20 protein-coding genes are annotated in these 21,567 nt (G+C 45.5%); 8 read left to right on the forward strand and 12 right to left on the reverse strand.

Going from position 1 to position 21,567, the window contains the following annotated elements; all coding sequences use genetic code 11:
- Positions 1–26: 26 nt before the first annotated feature.
- The 10 genes from L0660_RS09195 to L0660_RS09240 form a co-directional block, all read right to left on the reverse strand.
- Positions 27–1,391 carry an alkaline phosphatase family protein gene (locus L0660_RS09195; protein ID WP_235159238.1) on the reverse strand — a complete coding sequence of 455 codons (1,365 nt, stop codon included), beginning with the start codon at positions 1,389–1,391 and terminating at the stop codon, positions 27–29.
- On the reverse strand, positions 1,384–2,586 hold the full coding sequence (eboE, locus tag L0660_RS09200; RefSeq protein WP_235159239.1) for a metabolite traffic protein EboE: 1,203 nt from the start codon (positions 2,584–2,586) through the stop codon (positions 1,384–1,386). Before eboE ends, L0660_RS09195 begins: the two co-directional genes overlap by 8 nt.
- Positions 2,583–3,746, reverse strand: a complete 1,164-nt coding sequence (locus L0660_RS09205; protein WP_235159240.1) for a 3-dehydroquinate synthase — start codon at positions 3,744–3,746, stop codon at positions 2,583–2,585. The genes eboE and L0660_RS09205 overlap by 4 nt, the downstream gene beginning before the upstream one ends.
- Before the next feature lie 41 nt (positions 3,747–3,787).
- Entirely contained in the window at positions 3,788–4,657 is an 870-nt protein-coding gene (eboC, locus tag L0660_RS09210) for a UbiA-like protein EboC (protein WP_235159241.1), read from the reverse strand.
- 1 nt (position 4,658) lies between these two features.
- A complete protein-coding gene (locus L0660_RS09215) occupies positions 4,659–5,684 on the reverse strand; it encodes a TatD family hydrolase (protein WP_233797269.1) in 1,026 nt (341 codons plus the stop codon).
- Positions 5,685–5,695: 11 nt separating this feature from the next.
- Positions 5,696–6,544, reverse strand: a complete 849-nt coding sequence (locus L0660_RS09220) for an EboA domain-containing protein (protein WP_235159242.1) — start codon at positions 6,542–6,544, stop codon at positions 5,696–5,698.
- A 209-nt stretch (positions 6,545–6,753) separates the two neighbouring features.
- Entirely contained in the window at positions 6,754–7,383 is a 630-nt protein-coding gene (locus L0660_RS09225; protein ID WP_235159243.1) for an MgtC/SapB family protein, read from the reverse strand.
- Positions 7,384–7,464: 81 nt separating this feature from the next.
- On the reverse strand, positions 7,465–7,800 hold the full coding sequence (locus L0660_RS09230) for a type II toxin-antitoxin system RelE/ParE family toxin (RefSeq protein ID WP_235159244.1): 336 nt from the start codon (positions 7,798–7,800) through the stop codon (positions 7,465–7,467).
- Positions 7,790–8,026 carry a hypothetical protein gene (locus L0660_RS09235; protein WP_235159245.1) on the reverse strand — a complete coding sequence of 79 codons (237 nt, stop codon included), beginning with the start codon at positions 8,024–8,026 and terminating at the stop codon, positions 7,790–7,792. Before L0660_RS09235 ends, L0660_RS09230 begins: the two co-directional genes overlap by 11 nt.
- A 57-nt stretch (positions 8,027–8,083) precedes the next feature.
- Positions 8,084–9,373, reverse strand: coding sequence for an aminopeptidase P family protein (locus L0660_RS09240; protein ID WP_235159246.1), 1,290 nt, complete (start codon positions 9,371–9,373; stop codon positions 8,084–8,086).
- Between the two features lie 132 nt (positions 9,374–9,505).
- Here L0660_RS09240 and L0660_RS09245 point away from each other — a divergent pair, with 132 nt between their 5' ends.
- Positions 9,506–11,032 carry a S8 family serine peptidase gene (locus L0660_RS09245; protein WP_233797264.1) on the forward strand — a complete coding sequence of 509 codons (1,527 nt, stop codon included), beginning with the start codon at positions 9,506–9,508 and terminating at the stop codon, positions 11,030–11,032.
- On the opposite strand, the gene L0660_RS09250 is transcribed toward L0660_RS09245, so the two are convergent.
- The gene (locus L0660_RS09250; RefSeq protein WP_233797263.1) at positions 11,033–12,628 is read right to left on the reverse strand and encodes a Na+/H+ antiporter; all 1,596 of its coding nucleotides are present in this window, start codon (positions 12,626–12,628) and stop codon (positions 11,033–11,035) included.
- A gap of 224 nt (positions 12,629–12,852) precedes the next feature.
- Here L0660_RS09250 and L0660_RS09255 point away from each other — a divergent pair, with 224 nt between their 5' ends.
- The 5 genes from L0660_RS09255 to L0660_RS09275 all read left to right on the forward strand — a co-directional run bounded on the left by L0660_RS09255 (position 12,853) and on the right by L0660_RS09275 (position 18,035).
- On the forward strand, positions 12,853–14,112 hold the full coding sequence (locus tag L0660_RS09255) for a Gfo/Idh/MocA family protein (protein ID WP_026628416.1): 1,260 nt from the start codon (positions 12,853–12,855) through the stop codon (positions 14,110–14,112).
- 6 nt (positions 14,113–14,118) lie between these two features.
- On the forward strand, positions 14,119–15,072 hold the full coding sequence (locus L0660_RS09260; RefSeq protein ID WP_235159247.1) for a sugar phosphate isomerase/epimerase: 954 nt from the start codon (positions 14,119–14,121) through the stop codon (positions 15,070–15,072).
- Positions 15,073–15,181: 109 nt separating this feature from the next.
- On the forward strand, positions 15,182–15,760 hold the full coding sequence (locus tag L0660_RS09265) for a Crp/Fnr family transcriptional regulator (protein WP_235159248.1): 579 nt from the start codon (positions 15,182–15,184) through the stop codon (positions 15,758–15,760).
- 99 nt (positions 15,761–15,859) lie between these two features.
- Positions 15,860–16,507 carry a hypothetical protein gene (locus L0660_RS09270; RefSeq protein WP_233797260.1) on the forward strand — a complete coding sequence of 216 codons (648 nt, stop codon included), beginning with the start codon at positions 15,860–15,862 and terminating at the stop codon, positions 16,505–16,507.
- Positions 16,508–16,916: 409 nt separating this feature from the next.
- Positions 16,917–18,035: a T9SS type A sorting domain-containing protein gene (locus tag L0660_RS09275; protein ID WP_235159249.1), complete on the forward strand. Its 1,119-nt coding sequence runs from the start codon at positions 16,917–16,919 to the stop codon at positions 18,033–18,035.
- Positions 18,036–18,111: 76 nt separating this feature from the next.
- Here the strand turns inward: L0660_RS09275 and L0660_RS09280 are convergent, their stop codons facing one another.
- Complete coding sequence (locus L0660_RS09280; RefSeq protein ID WP_235159250.1) at positions 18,112–18,579, reverse strand: hypothetical protein; 468 nt, start codon at positions 18,577–18,579, stop codon at positions 18,112–18,114.
- Positions 18,580–18,713: 134 nt separating this feature from the next.
- On the opposite strand from L0660_RS09280, the gene L0660_RS09285 reads away from it, so the two are divergent.
- Together L0660_RS09285 and L0660_RS09290 are read left to right on the forward strand one after the other, a co-directional pair.
- The gene (locus L0660_RS09285) at positions 18,714–19,949 is read left to right on the forward strand and encodes a nucleoside recognition domain-containing protein (protein WP_233797257.1); all 1,236 of its coding nucleotides are present in this window, start codon (positions 18,714–18,716) and stop codon (positions 19,947–19,949) included.
- 117 nt (positions 19,950–20,066) lie between these two features.
- Positions 20,067–21,560 (forward strand): TolC family protein, encoded by a 1,494-nt coding sequence (locus L0660_RS09290; RefSeq protein WP_235159251.1) that lies wholly within the window; start codon positions 20,067–20,069, stop codon positions 21,558–21,560.
- Positions 21,561–21,567: the final 7 nt, after the last annotated feature.

Here is a 21,567-nt window from a genome sequence, read left to right on the forward strand (position 1 = left end):
GCCTTTATTTGTTTCAGCAAAGTGTTTTAAGTCAGATGCTTCCAGATCACATCATAAACGTCTACTGCTTCGATCTCGGGTTTTCCGGGAGCAGAATCTGTAACCAGGATCGGATAAAATTCTTTGGGAACATGAATGCTTCCGTGCGAGCCCTTTACCAATGTTGCGTCAAGTGGGATAACGTCCATTAAATATCTGAAACCCATCAATTTACGTGCTAACTTATATCCGGCACGTAGCTTAATCAGCGGATTTTTTGGGTCCATAAACATTTCTACAGGATCGTAGCCAGGCTTCCGGTGAATATCTACCAAATGCGCGTAATCCGGCGCCTTGGCGTCGTCGAGCCAGTAATAATAGGTAAACCAACTGTCGGGCTTAGCCATAATAACCAGGTCGCCGGCGCGTTCGTGGTCAATGTGATATGCTTTTTGTGCTTCTCTATCTAAAATCAGGTCAATGCCCGGGACTTTCTTCAATGCATTGATAACCTGATCTTTCACAGATTCATCATTCAAATATACATGTGCAATCTGGTGATCCGCAGTGGCAAATGCTTTCGAAATTCCCGCGTCCAGCAGTTCATACCAACGTTCTGTCCGAACTGAAATCAAGCCTTCATTTCTTAAAATCCGGTTGATATGGATCGGGTTGCTCACCGGATTGATGCCATATTCTGAAAGTAAAATGATCTTGGCATTGCGCGCCTCGTAAAACTGGATCAGCTCCGCAACCACGTCGTCGATCTCTTTCAGCTCATTGCTGATTTTGGAAAAGTCAGGCCCGAATTTCTGTAAACAATAATCCAGGTGCGGCAGGTAAATCAGCGTTAATGTTGGATTATGCTTCTTTTCAACCCACATCGACGAGTCTGCGATCCATTTTGTAGACTTAATGTTGGCATTAGGCCCCCAGAAATTAAAGAGCGGAAATTGCCCCAGATCTTTTTGCAGCTCATCCCGCAGTTCGGGCGGATAGGCGTAACAATCGGGCGCTTTCACGCCATCTGCGTGATACTGCGGGCGCGGTGTTACCGAAAAATCGGCGGTTGAGTACATATTATACCACCAAAACATCTTCGCGCAAGTGAAATTCGGATCCAGCTTTTTGGCCGCATCCCAGATCTTTTCCCCTTTTACAAGCTTGTTGGACTGTTTCCAGAACTTAATTTCTGAATCCTCACGGTCATACCAGCCATTCCCGACAATCCCGTTTTCAGCGGGCCATTTGCCGGTAATGTAAGTGCTTTGAGATGTGGTCGTGACGGCAGGAAGAACTGGTTTAATCGGAGTTAAATGCCTGTTCTTTAAATATTTGGCAAGGAACGGAGTATGTTCACCGATCAGGTTTGCACTTAAACCTACGATGTCAATAACGACTGTTTTATTCATAACTAAGTATTTTCTTCACCCATTCAATTTCACGAACGATTGAATCGCCAATGGGTTTCTGCATATCTTCGGGCAAAACGCCCCAGGTGTAAGTCTCGACTTCCAAAAATGCCGAAAAAGGCTTTTTCCGGTGAATAGCAAGTGTTTTAATGATATCGCCCTGTGTCGATTCCAGCACGCCATAGGAATGGATAAAAAGAGGAACGTGGAAATGGACGCGCCATTCTTTCTGCTTATCATTCCAGTCCGTTAGTGCTTCTTTCAGGTCCGGATAATGGGTTTTCGTTTCGTCCTCATTCAAAGCCACAACCTGATGCAGGTAAACGGGCTCGTCGAATGTTTCAATCGCTTTGAGCTTGATCTCTTTTTCATTTGAAAAATTAACCTTCAACGCTGAACTCACCTGGATCCTGCCCACCTGAATTCCGACCTCATCCAGCGAAGCCAGGATTTCTTCGGGATTTTCATAACCCACCGCTGCATGACAAATGTCGTAGCAAAGCTGAATGTGCTTTAAAATAATGTCCCTGCCTTCCTCGGAAGTTGCATTGTATTTATTTGATAGATAAGCAGTTCCTCTTGGCAAAAGCACATCTCGATACCATTTTACAAAATCAACGGCATTGTCAAGAATGCCATCGGGTTCGGGTTCAATGTCAAGATGCAGCAGCTTGCCGGTTGTTTTCTCAATTTTGATCAGCTCGTCCAGCAATTGCAGAATGTGATCGGTTGCCTGCTCGGTAGCATTGATATTTTCCTCCATCGTTGTCCACCACAAGCGATAAGACAGCGGCGGCGTAGAAACGCCTCCATGCATTCCTTCCGGAAGCAGTTCAGATAGAATATTAAAAAGGCGGATTGTATAGTTTAACCGATCGGTCGTTGTCCAGTCGGGTGTATGCACATTGTCCTTGACCACCGTGTTGTGGAAGCCACCATATGGAAAGCCGTTGATCACAAAAACATACACATCCTGTTCATTAAGCCAGTTTTTGAATTCCTGTAAAACCTCCGGCTTGCTCAGTTCCACAGACGCTTCATTCGCAACGCGAAGGCCAAGGCCAAACGGCTGTCCGGGTGCCAGTTGCTCCCTGATGTATGGAATGTTGTCTTGCAGCGATTTGAAATGGTCAGCCCATTTTTCACCGGGATGAATGTTGCTGCAATAAGTTAAATGTCCGTAAGGCGTGATCATAATGCATGAATGATTTTTGTTCCTTCCAGATAATCAACCGATTGTGCGATAATGTTGGCGTCCAGCTCATGAACTTCGACGCCCTTTCCTATTTTTTCCAAAAGCATAATGGTGAGTCTTCCGCCCAAATGCTCACGGAACTCGTTCAGGCCATTACGCAGGTTTATTTTATCGTTTTCAGAGAGTTTTGGATGAAAAAGGTCAAAACCTAATTTCCCCAGAACATCCAGGATACGGTTCAGTTCTGTTTCTGACAGCTTCCCGATTTTGGCAGCATAAACACAATCCAGCGCAATGCCAATCGCCACCGCTTCTCCGTGGCGCACCTGAAAACCAGTCAGAAATTCAAGCTTATGCGCTGCCCAGTGACCGAAATCCAGTGGCCGGGAAGAACCGAATTCGAAAGGATCACCGCCTGCTATATGGTCCGTGTGCATTTCTGCGCAGCGATGGATCAGGTAAGCCATAGCTGCCTCGTCGCGGTTTGCCAATGCGGAAGTGTGTTCTTCTATCCACTCAAAAAATGAAGCGTCCTTAATCAATGCAACCTTGATCGCTTCCGAAACGCCGCCCCGCCAGTCGCGGTCATCCAGCGTTCTCAATAAAGTCAGATCATTGAATACGGCAACCGGAGGCGCAAATGTGCCCAGGAAGTTCTTTTTGCCGCGGAAATTGATGCTGTTTTTAACGCCGACACCAGAATCGTTTTGAGATAAAACCGTTGTCGGGATGCGGATCAGTTTAATGCCCCTGTGTGAAACAGCGGCTGCGTAACCGACCAGATCCAGCACCGCGCCGCCTCCTATGCCAATGATAAACGAGTGTCTGTCAATGCCATAAGTGTCAACCGCCTCAACAAGGCTTTCGAAAAGGGCCGGATCATTTTTACAAGCTTCACCGCCGGGCACGATAATGATTTCCGGAGCAAGCTGGATATGGGAAACCGATGCAGCAAAATAGGACTGGATCTGGTTGGATAAATCGGGATGATATTGAGCAAACCCCTCGTCCACAATCACTAACGCTTTGCGCTGGAAGCCCTGCTCGGTGTATTCGTTGAAAAAGTCTTGAAGCAAAGGGTTTTTTGTATCAAATAAATTTTCGGTAAAGAATACTGAATAATTGTATTCTACCTGGAAACGCTGTTGTATGGTTTGCATTGAAATCGACATTGGAACACGCAAAAAAGTAATTTTTAACACTAAGTTACCGCAAAAACCTTTGCTAAAAGCATTGATAAGGGCAATAACGCCAAAACCAGCAATGCCAGCGGCCACAGCCCAAAGGCAACGCACCACGAAGCATTCATCACTATAAGAGAAATAACGCCCGCCTTCACTGCCTTACCAATTAACGGCCCGACGGGATTTTGCATTGCATTCCATAAGGGCCTGAATATGAGCCAGGCATGTAACAATATAAATGGTAATGTGTACAGCAGGTTACCATGCTCATTAGCGAATTTTAACTGGGCAAACAGCACGATCATATATAAGAGCGCCGCAATGTAAAGCGTCGTTTTCTTGCCGCCGTGCACCTCATCCTGGCTGATCAGCGTGATAGCACCAATGTATAAGATGGGAAAAATGGCAATCCAGGACCATTGCTGCAACGATTCGGGTAGCACACTCATACCTAAAATCAGGTTGCCACCGCGGCACATACCCATTGTTAATGGTCCTAAAATCCGGCTATGCTTCGCAAAACGGTTGTAAATCACGGTTAGCAATGCCACCACAATGGCGATCATCCCGCTTAATGCACTGAACATTGTAGCAGCGAGCACGCCAAGGAAAAGCAATGTTAAACCCATCATCGTCGCTGACCTCAGCGGCACTTTCCCGCTCGGGATAGGACGCTCGGGACGCTCGACGGCATCGAGCTTTGCGTCGAAAACATCGTTCATCACTACGCCGCCGCCATACAAACCCATGGTTGAAATGAGCAGCAGGGCAGGGTTGTAATCTGAAAAAGTAAATTGTACAATGGCCATTCCCGCAAAAATGTCGGTGAATGCGGTTACAACATTAGCAGGACGGGTTAGCTGCAGATAGGGTTTTATGCTGCTCACTTTAATTAATAACTAATGAATCTTTGGCCGGCACAGGTTGCTGTCCGCCTCTCAAAATGCTGTTTCCATGAAACTTTTCAGTATGGTCAATGGCATAACCCGACTCGAAATCAGTCACATCGATCTGTCCGCTTTTGCCAAATGCATCAATCGCATTTTGGTAAGTAACAAGGCGAATCGTTTCATCTGAAATGCCACGCATTTTCATCAATGCAGCCGTCTTAGGAATGGCCAGCGGATCTGAAATGCCCCAGTCAGCCGCCGAATTGACCATAATGCGTTCAGGACCATATTGTTCCACCACTTTTACCATGCGCTCATTGCCCATTTTGGTAAAAGGATAAATGGTAAATGCTGCCCAAAAACCTTTGTCCAGCACACTTTTGACCGTTTCCTCATTATTATGGTCCACGATCACCCACGAAGGGTCGATGCCGTGTTCCAATGCAATGGCCATGCTGCGTTCCGTTCCTTTTTTCTTGTCGCGGTGCGGCGTGTGGATCTGCACGGGAAGTTTGGCTTTTTTTGCAAGTTCCAGCTGCAAACGGTAATATTTTTCTTCGGCGGGCGTCTGGTCGTCAAAACCAATTTCGCCCACGCCTACGACGCCTTCTTTGTAAATGTATAACGGCAGAATTTCCATCACCTGCTCAGCCAGCGGCTCATTGTTCGCTTCCCGGGAGTTAAGCCCCATCGTGCAGTAATGTTTAATGCCAAACTGCGAAGAGCGGAATCTTTCCCAGCCCACCAGGCTGCTGTAATAATCTTTAAAGCTGGAAAGCCCCGTACGCGGCTGCCCAACCCAGAATGCAGGCTCGATCAATGCCACAATGCCGGCTTGATGCATGGCCTGGTAATCATCAGTTGTTCGCGAAACCATGTGGATATGCGGGTCAAAAAAGCGCATTCCTTTGATCAGGTCTTTGTAGTCGTTCCAGGCAATGTCGCGGTGCGCAGGAGTTGCCGTTTCTTCGCTGTCTTCAAAATGCGAAGGATTGGGTGCTATATCGTTAGTGTTAAGGCACATAGGTTTAGGTGTCAGTGTTCGAGATCGGCCCAGGCCAGAGCGCCGGACTTAACTGATTTTTCAAGGTCAATATATTTTGCCAAAAGATAATGGGCCGGGGCAAGTGAGGAATCATTGCAAGCCAATGCAGCAGCTTTTCGGTCATCAACTTGTTCAGAATCAAATAAATGCTGCATATCAGCCAGTAATGTTGTATTCATAAACCTGCCCGCCAGCCGCCAAACCTGCGCCGGAACGCTCCTTCCTGCGGCCCACCGTTCGTGCGCGAAGTCGGAAAGTGTCATCGCAAGTTTCTCGTTTGCACGATTGTCGAGGCCTTCTATGAAATGAATAGGTTTATCATTGAATATGGTTTTCAAAACCAGCTGGTTCCAGGCCAGTTCGCTGAAATGTTTCTCCGGGTAAGGGTTATGCAATGCTATGGCATCAAAAACGAAGCCCATATTAGAACGGACCGCATCGGTGGCCCTGAAAAGCCATTGGTCCGGGTAAGAAAGCACGGGTAATGCAGCATAAAGCGCCACCAGTTCATTCATTTCGGCCGTGTCGAAGAGCGTTTCAATGTCTTTGGTATAATCCTCTTTGTCCGAAGGATCAAGCTGGGTCAGTAACCAAACCCTTGCAAGCCGGACCAGCGACCAGCCTTCCACCGAAAATCCGGGGATTTCGGCATTCAGCGCAAATTGCTGGTCTTGATTTATGAAAATGATCTTTTTGGAAAGAAACCTTGGTGCCGCAACGAAAGCCGTCATCAAATCCATCCGGCTCGACGCAGCTCTGTTTTGTAACCATTCAGCCTCAGATTCAGAGGTGTTGAGGACGATGATATCCCAAAGATTCTGTTTTATGATATCGGACATAACGAAGCAATAAAATTCCGATTTACGCGGGTTGTGGCTTTGTAAATCACTCTTGAATGTGGGTTATATTAATGATAAAGTTTTTTTTAACTATAAAGTTTCCCTCCTCCGGGTTATAACGCTTTCCCGCTTTTAAAAAGACGCATGAGAAGGGTTTTTATACGCGTTTTTAATTAAAATCTAATGTTCCCGCTCTTGCTGGAAACGGATCAGAAATCAAATTCAATGATCCCCTGGTCATTCAGCAAATGATGCGTCAGCTTATCGTGCTTCTTTTCTGAGCCCTGTAATGTCCAACTTCCCGTGATCTGTCCGCCGGAACGGCTCTGCGCGCCTTGAAGGATTGTCAGGTCGTGCTCTTTAAACAGTTCCTCGTACAGTTTCAGCGTCTTTTTCTGGTAAGGGCATACGACTCTGTAACTGCGGATCTGGCTTTTCTTGCGAATGAATTTCTGGATTGGGGCGAGGATTACCAGCGATAGCCCTGAAATAACGAATGTGGCAATGGTAACCCCGTAAAAACCAGCACCGATGCCCATTCCTATCGCCGCCGTCACCCAGACAATGGCAGCCGTTGTAATGCCTACGACCCGGTTATTTTCGCGGAAAATGATCCCGGCACCGATAAAGCCAATCCCTGTCAGAATATTCGCCGCAATTCTTCCCGCATCTGCACTGATCTTAATGGAAAGGATTGTAAACAATGTCGATCCCACCGCAATCAGGATCATGGTCCGCAACCCCGCCGACTTACTCCGGTATTCCCGCTCCATACCGATCACAGCTCCCAGCAAAAAGGAAGCTAGCAGCTTATAAATGTCTTCGGGCAAAAACTCCATTTTCTAAAACCAAAGGTTGTTAAATAACCAAAAGCCGGAAAGACGCTAAATCTCCCGGCTTTTGATGAATGTGATATGATGTTACTGATTCCTGGCAATATTATTCAGCAAATCTTCCAGCTCCTTCGCACTGATATTTTCTTTCTCTGCTTTGTCGTAAATGCTAAGGAGCACAACTTGTTCTTGTAAGGTGAAAACACAGGTTATTACCCGCGCGCCGCCACTTTTACCTCGACCTTTGCTTTTTATCGCTAAGCGAATTTTAAAACAATCTTTTCCAATCGGTGTGCCCTGTACAGGATTATCCCCGATGCTTTTTACCAAATTGGTGGTTTCCTGTGCTAACGAAGCGTATTTCTTAACAAGTCTTTTCAGGTCTTTTTCAAACTCTTTCGAAGCAATAATTTTATAGCTCATTCAAGATGTCTTCAATAGGACGAGTTTGTAATGTTCCTGCCTTCAAAGCAATGTAATCTCTCTTCAAGTTTTCAAGAATTTGGGCTTTGGTCGGTTCATCTTCATCCAAGTCGTCTTCTTGAATAACTGTAACAAGTTTTTCGCGCTCGGGCCTCGGTAATTGCATTACCAAATCGACGAGCTGCTGAAACGACAACGGAATGTTAAAATTGATCGTGCTTTCCATTTGATTTCAATTTGATCTGTACAAATTTACAAAAAGAATGACTCAAAAGCATTCAACTTACCGATTCATCATCTCCTCGATCTCCTCCGCTTCAATCGGAATATGTGCCATTAAATCGCGGTTGCCATCTTCTGTGATGAGGATGTCATTTTCCAGGCGAATGCCTAGTCCTTCCTCGCGAATGTAAATACCAGGCTCACATGTAAACACCATTCCGGCTTCAAAACGGCGGTATTTATTGCCTACGTCGTGAATGTCCAGACCCAGAAAATGGGAAGTTCCGTGCGGGAAATATTTCTTGTAGGCAGGCGTTTCGGGATCTTGTTTGGCAATGTCATCTTTGGTAATCAAGCCTAACCCTATCAGTTCGCTTTCCATAATTTTGCCGACTTCAAGATGATACTCATCCCAGATATTGCCCGCAATCAACATTCCCTTTGCCGCTTTGAAAACACGCAAAACCGCATCATAAACGTCGCGCTGCCTTTTTGTAAAGCGGCCATTCACCGGAATGCTGCGCGTCAGATCTGCTCCGTAGTTGGCATATTCGGCCGCAACATCCAGTAAAAGCACATCACCATCTTTACACGGCTGGTCATTTTGAATGTAGTGCAACACACACGCATTAGCACCCGATGCTATGATCGGCTGGTAAGCAAAGCCTTTGGAACGATTGCGGACAAATTCATGGAGCAGCTCAGCCTCTATCTCAAATTCCTGAACATCAGGTTTTACGAATGTTAGTAACCGTTCGAAACCGAGTTTGGTAATGTCACATGCTTTTTGAAGCAACTCAATTTCTTTGGGCTGCTTAATAGCCCTCAGCTGGTGCATTAAAGGAGCCAGCCTTGCCAATGTATGGATAGGATATTTTTCCCTGAACTCGTTTATAAACCGTGTCTCACGCGTTTGTACCAAAGAATCGTTTCTGGTGTGTTCATTGGTATTTAAATAAACCTGATCCGCTTCAAAAACAATGTTGCGGAAAACGGTTTCGTATTGATGCGTCCAGTAAATGGTTTTGATGCCCGTTACTTCTCTGGCCTGTTCTTTGGTCAGCTTTTCTCCTTCCCAAACGGCAATAGTTTCATTGGTTTCCCTCAAAAAAAGGACTTCCCGAAGCTTTTCATCGGGATGTTCGGGAGACAGGACGAGGATTGTTTCCTCCTGGTCTACGCCGGTTAAGTAAAACAGATCCGTACTTTGCTTGAAACCCATTGTGCCGTCTGCATTCGTAGGCATCAGGTCATTGGAATTCAATATAACCAGGGATTTTGGCCTCAATAATTGGGTAAGTCGGCGGCGGTTTTCTATAAAAAGCTCCTTGCCGATGGGGGCGTAGCGCATAGGGGTTAAATTTTGTAACTGGTAATTTAATTTGTAAAATTACGTTTATCTTGTTCAATAGTAGAGCGGCAAATTTGCAAAAATCCGTCGCTTTTTTTGATTGACTGATATAACCTAACTATGATCATATTCATGAAAAGATTGTTTCTGCTTGCGTTTGTTTTTGCACCTTTTATTTTGTCGGCGAGTCCGAAATATTGGATTTACCTCAAAAACAAGGACCTGAACGCCGCACCGGCTGTTTCTGCATTAACACTTGAAAACCGCCTCAAACTTGGTCTAGTCGCTTCGGACGAAATGGACCTGCCTGTAAAGGGCGAGTACGAGCGGGCACTACGCGAACAATCTGTCAGCATTATCAATCGTTCCAAATGGCTGAATGCAGTTTCTGCCATTATGACCAGCGAGCAGGCCATGAAAGTGCGCGAGCTGGATTTTGTTCAGGAAGTGGTTCCTATTGATCCCGGATTTTACATTGCGCGCACCAAAGCCATTGAAAAAGCACAAATGGCACCCGTAATGTCGCAAGTTCAGGCCAATGCTTTTACAAAAGAGAACATTTCAGCCAAAGACGTGACCATAGGCGTGATCGACGCTGGTTTTTATGGCGCAGATTCTTCGCTTTCCCTCACACAGATTTTTAAGAACAAAAGGATTCTGGGCATCCGCGATTATGTAAAGCCGGGCCGCGCCGGAGAATTGCTTTTCAGCACTGCGGAATCGTTTTCGGACATGCACGGAACCGAGGTTTTAGCAGCGATCGCCGGCGTTGATTTTCAGGATGAGATCCAGTATGGCATGGCTACCAATGCCAAGTTTTATTTAGCCAGAACAGATTATTCATTGCGCGAATACAGGGGCGAGGAAGATAACTGGATCGCTGCCATGGAATGGATGGACAGCCTTGGCGTGCGTCTGATCAACACTTCATTGGGTTATGCCAAAGGATTTTCAGATCCAAAAGAAAATTATGTCCCTTCCCAAATGGACGGTAAAACTTCGGCTATTTCGAGGGCAGCACAGATTGCATCGGATAGGAAAGGCATTATGCTGATCGTTTCGGCCGGAAATGAAGGTGATGATAAGAGCTGGGAAATAGTTTCGGCCCCGGCTGATGCAAAAGGCGTTCTGGCAGTGGGTGCTACCAATGGAAAACTTTGGAACCGAATCGGTTATAGCAGTGTAGGGCCTGAGTTTTTATCTTATGTAAAGCCTAATGTTTCCTGCTTTTCGCTTTATGGAACCTCATTATCAGCGCCTGTCATTACAGGTTTTGCAGCTTGTTTGTTACAGGCAAATCCCAAACTGACCAACAAAGAACTGATTTCTCTGATTGAAAAATCGGCGCATTTGTATCCATACGGAAATAATTTTGTAGGGTACGGCGTGCCGCAGGCTTCACGTGCGCTGGCATTGGCAAAAGCGCCCTATCTGCCTGATAATGCAAAACTTATCAATGCAAAAGGACGCAGTTGTGATGTAGATGTGAATACGGACGAGCAAATGGTAGCGATTTACCGCAAGAAGTCCGAGAAGGATGTTCTGGCGCAACAAGTAGCCAAAGTTCAGAACGGTAAAATCGCATTGAAACGTCAGAATGGCGAGCGCTTCACGACCATTGACCTGAAAAATTATGTGATAGAAGTGGCCTGGGATTGATCAGCCTGAGTTTCTCAGCCTGGCTTCTTCCAGGTCTAATTCTCTTTCTTTCGTCCTTATCAATTCGTCGGAACAAACCTTGTCCCGGCGAATTTTTCTTATCTCCTCGCGCTTAATGCCCACAATTTCCACGAGCATTTTCCGGTAAGCTCTTGCAAAACCAATGGTCGCATTGTTGTCGATATCCAGATAACGCGTGTCGGCCAGCTCGATGATTTTCTCATAACGGTCTTTCAAAAGTCTGAAAGGCTCGAATTGTGAGATTTCACCTTCATAGTTGGACTGCATATATTCCAGACTCACCGTGGCCAGGCGCGCATTAATGATCGCTTTTTGTTCGGTCATGTTCTCACCCGGATCTTCAATTTTGAGCAGGCGAATTAGCCAGGGAAGGCTGAGTCCCTGCAAAACCAGCGTGAATAGGATCACTACAAACGTGATAAACAGGATCAGGTCGCGGTGCGGATAAGCTTTTCCATCAAGCGTGAGCGGGATCGCCAGGGCGGATGCGAGAGAAACAACGCCGCGCATACCACTCCAAGCCACAATGAATGTCGTCCGCCAGCTCGGCCTTGCTTCTTTTTCCCTTACTTTTTTTGATAATAAATGCGGTAAATATGTTCCCGGATAAACCCATATTATGCGGATAATAATGGTAACAATGCTGATAATGACCGCATAAGAGATCACTTCACCCAATGTGTATGCTTGAAGCCCTATCATGACTTCCGGCAGTTGCAGACCGATGAGAATGAAAACAATGCCATTGAGCAGGAAAATAACCGTTTCCCACACATAAGTGCTCTGCATACGCGACTGGTAAGCAAAAACTTCGTGGGCACGGAAGCTCAAAAACAATCCGCCGCTTACAACGGCCAGCACGCCTGAGTATTCAAAATGCTCTGCCGCGATATACATCATATAAGGTGTAATGAATGTAAGCGCAGTATCGATGCTCGGCGTAGTTGGAAAATATTTGTGTACAAAATAAAGAATGTGCCCGATCACAAGCCCTACCACAATGCCCATCCCGGCCACTACAAAAAAGTTGACTTCCGCTTTCCAGAGCACAAATTCACCCGTAGCAATGGTCGCCAGCGCAAACCTGAACACAATCAGTGAGGAAGCATCATTCACCAGGCTTTCCCCTTCCAGAATGGTAACCACGCGTTTCGGAACTTTAAGTCCCTGTAAAACCGAAGTCGCAGCCACAGCATCCGGCGGAGAAATAACACCGCCAAGCAAAAAGCCCATTGCCAATGTAAATCCGGGAATAATTGCGCTCGAAAGATAGGCGACCGCTGTCGCTGTAAAAACCACCAGGCCAATTGAAAGCAAACCGATCGGCCGCCTGGATTCCCAGAAATCCTTCCAGGAAGTATTCCATGCTGCGGAGTATAAAAGCGGGGGCAGGAATATCAGAAAAACCCAGTCGGGTTCCAGTTGCATATGCGGCATTCCGGGAATAAAACTGATCAGTAAGCCTGCGATTACCAGAAAGATAGGATAGGAGACCCCGATTTTTTCGCTCAGCATGGTGAGCATTGAAACGATGAAAAGCAGGGAAATGATTAATAGTAAATTATCGTGAATCATAGAGGGATGAGAAGTTTCGGAATATAAATGTATACAAAAATCAAAACCAGCGTTATAACATTTTGTGTGTTATCGAGCACGCAAAATGATTTTTTGGTTCCCTTTTGCTGGAAAAATAACAGATTTTTCTATCTTTATTGCTCCGAAAGATCTGGTATGTATCATATAATCTATCACCTAATCCTTAATTAACAATGAGTACTTCTCGAAGAGATGTTCTGAAAATGGCGGGCATTGCGCTGGCAGGCAGCACATTACCAGCTGTTACTATTCTTAATCCAAACCGCGCGTTTGCAGGCGTTAATGCCGAAACGCTGAAAGTAGGTTTGATCGGTTGCGGCGGACGCGGGTCCGGTGCGGCAAACCAAGCTTTGAAAGCAGATCCTAATGTTGTTCTCCACGCAATGGGAGACATATTCAAAGACAAATTAGATTCTTCATTCGATAACCTGACCAAAGTACACGGCGCGAAAGTGAAAGTGGACGAAGGTCATAAGTTCGTAGGTTTTGATGCTTTCAAAAAGGTGCTTGATTCGGGTGTTGACGTTGTGATCCTTGCAACGCCTCCGCATTTCCGTCCGGAACATTTGACAGCAGCAATCAATGCAGGCAAGCACGTTTTCTGTGAAAAACCTGTGGCGGTGGATGCACCGGGTGTCCGCAAGGTTTTGGAAGCGGCTAAATTGGCTAAACAAAAAAATGTAGCCTTAATGTCCGGCTTCTGCTGGCGCTATCATGAGCCAAAACGTGCGAGTTTCGGAAAGATTCTGGATGGCGCCGTTGGTGATATTTCTGCGATTTATAACACTTACGATACAGGCACATTATGGTCTTTCCCTCGCGTACAAGGCTGGACGGACGCAGAATATGTATTGCGTAACTGGACTTACTACACCTGGCTTGCCGGTGACCATATCGTGGAGCAGGCTGTGCACAGCATTGACATGATGTCGTGGGCAATGGGCGGCAAATTGCCGGTTTCGGCAGTAGGAACGGGCGGCCGTCAGGTTCGTACGGATTCTCTTTTCGGTAATATTTTCGATCACTTCTCAGTGGTTTACGATTATGAAAACGGTGCAAAAGGTTTCCACCATTCAAGACAGCAAGCCAATTGCGAAAACAGTTATCTTGTAGAAACGATCGGGACAAAAGGTCGCGCTATGGTAAACTGCGCAAGAAACGTGCATGAAATTTTTGGACAAAATCCATGGAAATACACGGGTGCTCAGAATGATATGTACCAAACTGAGCACAACGAGCTTTTCGCATCGATCCGTAGCGGTAAGCACGTAAATGATGGTGAATTCATGGCGCAAAGCACATTGATCGCTATCATGGGAAGAATGGCTGCGTACACAGGAAAGCGCGTAACCTGGGATGAAGCAATGAACTCAACAGAAAAATTAGGTCCGGACACTTACAGCTTCGATATGAAGCCGCCGGTTGTTGAAGTTGCTAAACCTGGTATCACGGCGTTTTCATAATATTTTATGCAAAGAAGAAATTTTCTGAAAAACTCAGCGCTTGCCGCAACCGGCGTTGCGGTTGGTGCTGCCACAGTTGGCACTGCATCGGCTGCTAATGCATCAGTGCTAACAAATCCGGGGTCACCCATCTTAACGCCTGCTAGTTCATTGGCCAGACCAATGGTAAAAAAGAGCTTAATGTGGGGGATGGTAAAAGAGGATTTGTCTGTAATGGACAAGTTTAAATTGCTAAAGGATCTTGGTTACGACGGTGTGGAGCTGGATTCTCCAGACAAACTGGATATGAAGGAGGTCCTTGCGGCCAGAGATAAAACCGGTTTGCTGATTCCCGGCACTGTTAATTCAATGCACTGGAAGCTGCCATTATCGGATCCCGATCCCAAGAAAAGGGAAGAATGCGCCAAGTCCATTGAAAAAGCGTTGTGGGATACCAAAGAATATGGAGGGAACACAGTGCTGGTGGTGCCAGGTGTGGTTAATGCCACTGTAACTTATGGAGAAGCCTATGAACGGTCACAGGCCGAGATTCGTAAACTGCTTCCCATAGCGGAAAAAACAGGTGTCAAAATAGCGATTGAGAACGTTTGGAACCAATTTTTGCTAAGTCCGCTGGAAGCGGCAAAGTATGTCGATGATTTCAAGCATCCCATGGTAGGGTGGTATTTTGACGTTGGAAATGTGCTTCGCTACAGTTGGCCTGCTTCCTGGATCGAAGCGTTGAATAAGCGCATTTTAAAGCTCCATTTGAAAGAATTCAGTTTTAAAAAACAAAACGACCTGGGTCTTTGGAAAGGGTTCGACGTTGAGTTTATGGAGGGTGATAATAATTGGCCCGAAGTAAACAAAGCGCTTCAAAAAATCGGATACTCAGGCTGGGCATCGGCAGAAGTTGCCGGCGGCGACCGGAAACGGTTGCTTACCATCCGGGAGAAGATGGACGAGGTTTTTAAGGCGTGACCATACGAATTGTAATAAATGCAAATAGCCCGGAATTTCCGGGCTATTTTGCGTTATAGCGAGAAAATTTATTATTCTTGCTTAATTATTACGACACACTATGCCATTTATGCCTAAACAATTACTTTCCTTCCTTGGGGCATTAACCCCTATAAGTGACACCGTTTATTCGGATTTCCTGCAAGCGTTCAAACTGATACATGTGCCAAAAGGAAAGCTGCTGCTCTCCGAAGGCGAGATTTGCGACAAACTTTGGTTCGTTAAGGCCGGGCTCGCCCGTGGCTGCTGCATTATCCATAAGCTTGGGAAGAGTCAGGAAATTACCGAATGGTTTGCCAGCGAAAATGACTTTTTTCTTGCGTTTGAAAGTTTTGTCTGCCAGGTTCCTTCAAGGGAATACATCGAGACATTAGAACCCTGCCAGCTCATTTGCATATCACGCAAAGATCTGTATCACCTTTACGCCAAACATCCGGAAATGTGCCATCTCGGCAGGATCATCGCCGAGCGTTTCGGACTTCATGATAAAGAACGGCTTCGCGAAATGCGGCTTCACTCAGCGCAGGAGCGGCTCAATATTTTCCATCAGCAATCCAGAGAACTCTTCCTCCGTGTCCCTCAAAAGTACATCGCCTCCTACCTCGGAATCTCCGAAAATTACGTAAGCAAACTCAAAGCCAGACGCTGATTTTTCTGGGTTTTTGTAGGAACGAAGCTGGGTTTTTGGTGGGTATTGTATGATTAATGGATGTTTTATTTGTATCAATCAAATAAACATCTAAAAGTCATGATGAGAACATTTATCCTTCTTCTAGCCGGAACGCTCTGGCTGAGTATTCATGTATATGGACAGGAAAAACCTCCTGAGACAACAAAAAAAGCGAGTAAGGAATTTAAGGACTACAAGTGGGATGTAAATATTGGGTTACACGGCTGGGTCGGGGCTTTTAGCAATCTAATGATTAGATATTCTCCAAAACAAAAAGGTGCATTCCGGTTTTCACTAGAAAATCATGATTCTCGGAAAACCAAAGATTGGTTTCTCACGGATACATTGGGTAATCCAATTGATCGCCCTGTTGTCAAGGATGAGTCGTTCAATGTGGTAGCAATAGTCGGATATGAGTTTCGTCGCAATTCAGGAAAGCAACAAATATTCTATGGTGTTGACTTGCAGCCTTCAATAAATAATTACACCGATCATAAGCAGACGTCATATCCATTAAGAATATACGGTCTTGGACTCAACCCTTTTATAGGACTAAAGTACAGAATCCTAAATCGTCTATCTGTATCTGCCGAAACCTCCTTTTCAGTCAAATTTGAGGCTTCGCGCGCACATGACTTAAATGACAATTTTGTAAGGTGGAAAAGTAAAAATATCTACACTTCCTTCAATCCGCTTAAAGTAATTAACATATCCTATCACCTGTAAACTAGAAATAAAAATGAGAAATTACACGAACACTTTCGCAACTTTCTTATTGGCAATATTTTGCATAACTATTTCAACGTACGGCCAGGACATGAGTATAGTCTGCAATGCCGCAAATACTAACTGCCAATATGCACTTCCCGACCAAAAAGTTTACAGATATGAAACTAAGATCGAGCCCTTTACAAGTTGCAACAAAGGTGTGAATTGCAAATACACTTGGGAAGTTAATAATGGAGTTATTTTGGGAGGGTATGGCATGAATCCTTCAAAATATGAAGGAGATGGAAAGTACTACATTGATGTCAAATGGGACAATTTTAATGGTAAGGGAAAAATTAAAGTAACATCAGCTGTTCCTAGTCAGGGCATTGATTGTTCATCTTGCCCAGCAGGGAAATCCATCATTATGGAAATCCCAATCAAATATTTAGGCACACCAGGCAGCATTAAGATCAATAACATTGCTTATGCCGGCAGTTATCAGCTGGCTTGTGGCAAGACGCCGATTACGGTTTCGGTTCCTGCTGTGACGAATGCAACGAATTATGTTTGGTCGTATCCGGCCGGGTGGAGTCACAGTGGTAGCGGGAATACTGTGACAATTACGCCCGCTGCGGGATCGGGTGGCGTCATTAAGGTTGTTGCTTCGAGAAGCGATGTTCCGGGGCTGGCAACTTCCTCGCAGCTTACCATCACCCGCCCGCTCCCGACAGTTCCTACGATCAACTCCGGTCCAATCCTGCTTTGTGCTCCAAAGGACATTACGGCTTCGGCGAGTAATGCGACTTCTTATAATTGGGTTGCTTCCGGTGGGATAACGGTTAGCTCGCCGGGGAGTACGAATATGGCACATTTGACAGGGGTTAGTGATGGGACGGTGAAGGTTTCGGCTACGAATTCGGTTTGTGGGGTTACTACGGCTTATAGTACGCCGGTGCAGGTGAAAAGGAGTGCGCCTTTGCCGGGGGCATTGCTGGTCACAGAGAATGGTGGCGGGTCTCCGGATTTCATGTGTAACGGCGCGGGCGTTTCGTTGAATGCTTACACGAGCGAGCCGGAAACGAAGTTCAGCGTCTGGACCACCTCCGATCCTGCGAATACGATCATCAACTCGAATGGTGGCACGGCTTACTTCAATTCCTATGTCAATAATTGCTATGGCGTAGATGTGACGGCGAGCAATTGTTTTGGATCGGTGAAGAAGGGTGTTACGATATGCGTGGACAATTGTTTGGAAAATGGGCCGGTTTATGAAATTTACCCCAATCCAGCCAAGGACTTCATTTACATTACATTTGAAAACAAAGTTGAAAACGACGTGCTGCCTGAAATGGTGAAGCTTTTCAGCGAAGCAAGCATGAAGGAAGTAAAATCTGTTTCAGCGGAGGAGTTTGTCGTAACCGATGATTTGAATGACAAAAAAACGATGTCCATTCCGGTGAGCGATCTGCCGAGAGGCACGTATTATTTGCAAATTATTCACAATAAGAAAGCCGGGGAGAATGTGCGGGTTGTGTTGAATTAAATTTTTTCTCACATAACGAACGACAAAAGAGCCTGATATTCAGGCTCTTTTGCGTTTAAAAAAAACTTTTTAAATTTTATTTCTTCTTTTTATATAATGTTCTTGCGTAATGCTTAATGGTGGAGATCTTCAACTCCTGATTCTTCACCTGAACCAGCTTGTATTCTTTAAATTCACCCGCTTTATCCAAGAAACCAATGATGCAGGATTGCTCTTCTTTTCCCTTGCGGACTTCCACTTTAGGCATAATGCCGAAATTCGGGATCTTAATGTTGTCCTCAGCGTCCAGTTCCTTGTATTTTATTTTAACCAAAAAATCAAAAGTCGATTTCGTCTCATACACGTCCACGGAAAAGCGCCAATCGTTGAGCGGGTCTTTCACTTTTTCGCTATAACTGGCCACCGGGCTGTTTTCGACGACTTTTCTTTCCGCAGGAATGGTGTCGTTTACGATCTCGTTTCCCTGGGCATCTTTGTTTTCATTTTTGGTATTGGAATTACAGGCAAATAAGGTGAGCAGGATAAAAAGGCTGCAATACTTCATTGGATTCACAATTTGGTTGGAGACGCTGATACTACTTTGCAATATACCTTTGTTATTTGCATTAAATAAAATATTTACTTTCGGCATAATAAACAAATCTTTACCAATCCTGCCTATTACCCCGGACTTTTACTATGGCTTTAAACTACATTTTCGTATCCTTTTTTGTCATTGCTTTCATCATTGCGCTTCTGAAATTTATCCTTACCGGTGATGTGCAGAGTTTTAAGGCAATTACGGAAGGAATGCTGGAAATGGCCAAAGTTGCGGTGATGGACATCGCTTTGCCGCTTACCGGCGTGATGACATTTTTTCTGGGGATTCTAAATGTCGGTGAAAAAGCAGGCATCATTAATGCGCTCGCCAGGTTTATAGGCCCTTTTTTTAACAAACTTTTCCCCGAGGTTCCCAAAGATCACCCGGCAAACGGGCAGATGATCATGAACTTCTCCGCCAATTTCCTGGGGTTGGATAACGCAGCAACGCCTTTCGGGCTAAAAGCCATGCAGAGTTTGCAGGAGCTGAACCCAAGTAAGGATACGGCCAGCAATGCACAGATTATGTTCCTCGTTTTGCATACTTCTGGCTTGCAGATCATACCGCTTTCTATCATTGCACAAAGGGCCATTCTGGGTGCGGAAAGCCCCTCCGACGTATTTATTCCCTGTGTCGTGGGCACTTACATTACAACGGTAACGAGCATGCTGATCACCGCCGCCTGGCAGAAGATCAACCTCTTCAATAGGACTGTCATGCTCGGACTTGGCAGCATCACGACCATTATCGCGCTGATGCTGTGGTATTTATCCGGCCTTCCCAAAGAACAGATTGAAACGGTATCCATTTTCGTGGGTAATTCGGTGCTGCTCGGCGTTGTGGCAGGGTTTCTGTTTTGGGGAATGTATCGGAAAATCAATGTGTTTGAAACATTTATCGAAGGAGCAAAAGGTGGTTTTACGACATCCGTAACCATTATTCCCTATCTGGTCGGATTGCTTGTTGCGATCAGCGCATTCAGGGCTTGCGGAGCGATGGATTATTTGATCGACGGACTGAAATGGATGTTTGCATCAACCGGAATGAACACCGATTTCACGGATGCATTGCCCGTAGCACTCATGAAGCCGCTCAGCGGAAGCGGTGCGCGGGCATTAATGATCGACGCCATGAAGGAATTCGGGCCCGATTCATTTGTTGGGCGTTTGGTGTGTATTTTTCAAGGTTCGGCAGATACGACCTTGTATATTGTTGCGCTGTATTTTGGTTCAGTAGGCATTAAGAATACCCGCTACGCTATTGTGGCCGGACTAATTGCTGATTTAATAGGCGTTTTGGCCGGAATATGGCTGGGATATTTATTTTTTCACTGATTTTTTTGCACCTCTGCACGAATTGCCCTTTACCCTTCCTATGCAACCGTCCGTACAAAATGGATGGCTGTTTTTTCTGGTAAACACTAATATTGATTATCTAACTCTGACCTGCTTATGTTGAAATCGTTACGCAAATCCGCACTGCTGTTTATTGTATTTTGTGTATGTGTTGCGGGAAACACAGCCTTCGCACAGAAAGATACCAGCCAGGCAGCCAATACTTACTCACTCGAAGATTGCATCCGGATTGCGCTGGAAACCAATCCTTCCATAAAAATTTCAGAGCTTACCGTTCAGACCAACGGCAACATTTACGCCCAATCCAAATGGCAGCGCTGGCCAAGCATTAGTTTCAGCGCCAGCCAGGGTTTCAGTTCGGGTAGAAATATCGATCCTTTTACCAACCAGTTTGTGCAGCAGAATGTGAACTCGAACAACTATCAGCTAGGCGGGCAGCTCACATTGTTCAATGGTTTTCAGATAAAAAATAATATCAAGTTCAATAATGAAAATTACAAGGCAAGCGCCAAAGACCTGGATGCTGCCCGAAATGACATTATGCTGAATGTTGCATTGTCCTATCTGCAAGTGATGACCAACATTGAGCTCATCGGAGTGGCGAGGCTGCAAGTGGAAGCATCCCAGCTTCAAGTCGACCGGACTGCTAAGCTCGTTGAAGCAGGTACATTGGCAGAAAGCAATCTGCTCGACCTTAAAGCGCAGCTTGCTAACGACGAGCTCACATTGGTTAATGCCGAAAACAACCTTGAAACTGCGAAGTTGAATTTGAAACAGTTTATGAATATGCCCGGCAGTGAGCCTATTAACGTGGTTATGATCCAGGTAGCTGACCCAACTTTGCAAGCTTATGATGCCACGATCCAGGAGATATTTGAAGTAGCCCTCGGTAATCTGCCACAAATGCAAGCTGCGGAATTACGCATTGCAGCAGCAAAAACGAACATTGATCTGGCAAAAGGCGCAGCTTTACCTTCCTTAACATTAAACGGAGGGATTTACACAGCCTATTCCAGCGCAGCTCCAAAGGAACGTTTTGTGTCCGACGGTTCAGGAACTAAGATCACCGAAGTAATTTCGCCGACCGATTACATCATCGTTAACAGCCAGCAGCTGCCCATCGTCCAGAAAATTGAAACGCCAAATGGTGCCCTTCGCACATTCGGTTACCTGGATCAGCTGAACTTCAACAGAAACTCGGCCATTAATCTCAATTTAACCATTCCGATTTTTACCAATTTCAGGGTGAAATACAATGTTGCCAATGCCAAGATTCAGCAAAAAACATATGAATATCAGGCGCAGCAGGTTCAGTTGACGATCCGTAAAAATGTGGAACAGGCTTACATTGATATGACAAATGCAGCCAAGCGCTACTCGGCAACGGCCAATCAGGTGCAGGCGTTACAGGAAACATTCCGCGTTTCCCAGGTTCGTTTTGATGTTGGCGCAATCAACTCCGTGGAATACAACATTGCTAAGGCAAATCTGGACAGAGCGAATGGTAATCTTGTTCAGGCTAAATATGACTATGTTTTCCGGACCAAGATCCTTGATTTTTATATGAACCGTCCGTTATCGGATTTTTAAAAAAGGC

It is taken from the genome of Dyadobacter sp. CY351 (assembly GCF_021502625.1).
Classification (GTDB): domain Bacteria; phylum Bacteroidota; class Bacteroidia; order Cytophagales; family Spirosomataceae; genus Dyadobacter; species Dyadobacter chenhuakuii.

Excerpts from the sequence above, each read along its gene's own strand:
- L0660_RS09195 (WP_235159238.1), bottom strand. The coding sequence starts at position 1,391 with ATGAATAAAACAGTCGTTATTGACATCGTAGGTTTAAGTGCAAACCTG.
- eboE (WP_235159239.1), bottom strand. The coding sequence starts at position 2,586 with ATGATCACGCCTTACGGACATTTAACTTATTGCAGCAACATTCATCCC.
- L0660_RS09205 (WP_235159240.1), bottom strand. The coding sequence starts at position 3,746 with ATGCAAACCATACAACAGCGTTTCCAGGTAGAATACAATTATTCAGTA.
- L0660_RS09215 (WP_233797269.1), bottom strand. The coding sequence starts at position 5,684 with ATGTGCCTTAACACTAACGATATAGCACCCAATCCTTCGCATTTTGAA.
- L0660_RS09220 (WP_235159242.1), bottom strand. The coding sequence starts at position 6,544 with ATGTCCGATATCATAAAACAGAATCTTTGGGATATCATCGTCCTCAAC.
- L0660_RS09225 (WP_235159243.1), bottom strand. The coding sequence starts at position 7,383 with ATGGAGTTTTTGCCCGAAGACATTTATAAGCTGCTAGCTTCCTTTTTG.
- L0660_RS09230 (WP_235159244.1), bottom strand. The coding sequence starts at position 7,800 with ATGAGCTATAAAATTATTGCTTCGAAAGAGTTTGAAAAAGACCTGAAA.
- L0660_RS09235 (WP_235159245.1), bottom strand. The coding sequence starts at position 8,026 with ATGGAAAGCACGATCAATTTTAACATTCCGTTGTCGTTTCAGCAGCTC.
- L0660_RS09240 (WP_235159246.1), bottom strand. The coding sequence starts at position 9,373 with ATGCGCTACGCCCCCATCGGCAAGGAGCTTTTTATAGAAAACCGCCGC.
- L0660_RS09245 (WP_233797264.1), top strand. The coding sequence starts at position 9,506 with ATGAAAAGATTGTTTCTGCTTGCGTTTGTTTTTGCACCTTTTATTTTG.
- L0660_RS09250 (WP_233797263.1), bottom strand. The coding sequence starts at position 12,628 with ATGATTCACGATAATTTACTATTAATCATTTCCCTGCTTTTCATCGTT.
- L0660_RS09255 (WP_026628416.1), top strand. The coding sequence starts at position 12,853 with ATGGCGGGCATTGCGCTGGCAGGCAGCACATTACCAGCTGTTACTATT.
- L0660_RS09260 (WP_235159247.1), top strand. The coding sequence starts at position 14,119 with ATGCAAAGAAGAAATTTTCTGAAAAACTCAGCGCTTGCCGCAACCGGC.
- L0660_RS09265 (WP_235159248.1), top strand. The coding sequence starts at position 15,182 with ATGCCTAAACAATTACTTTCCTTCCTTGGGGCATTAACCCCTATAAGT.
- L0660_RS09270 (WP_233797260.1), top strand. The coding sequence starts at position 15,860 with ATGATGAGAACATTTATCCTTCTTCTAGCCGGAACGCTCTGGCTGAGT.
- L0660_RS09275 (WP_235159249.1), top strand. The coding sequence starts at position 16,917 with ATGGAAATCCCAATCAAATATTTAGGCACACCAGGCAGCATTAAGATC.
- L0660_RS09280 (WP_235159250.1), bottom strand. The coding sequence starts at position 18,579 with ATGAAGTATTGCAGCCTTTTTATCCTGCTCACCTTATTTGCCTGTAAT.
- L0660_RS09285 (WP_233797257.1), top strand. The coding sequence starts at position 18,714 with ATGGCTTTAAACTACATTTTCGTATCCTTTTTTGTCATTGCTTTCATC.
- L0660_RS09290 (WP_235159251.1), top strand. The coding sequence starts at position 20,067 with ATGTTGAAATCGTTACGCAAATCCGCACTGCTGTTTATTGTATTTTGT.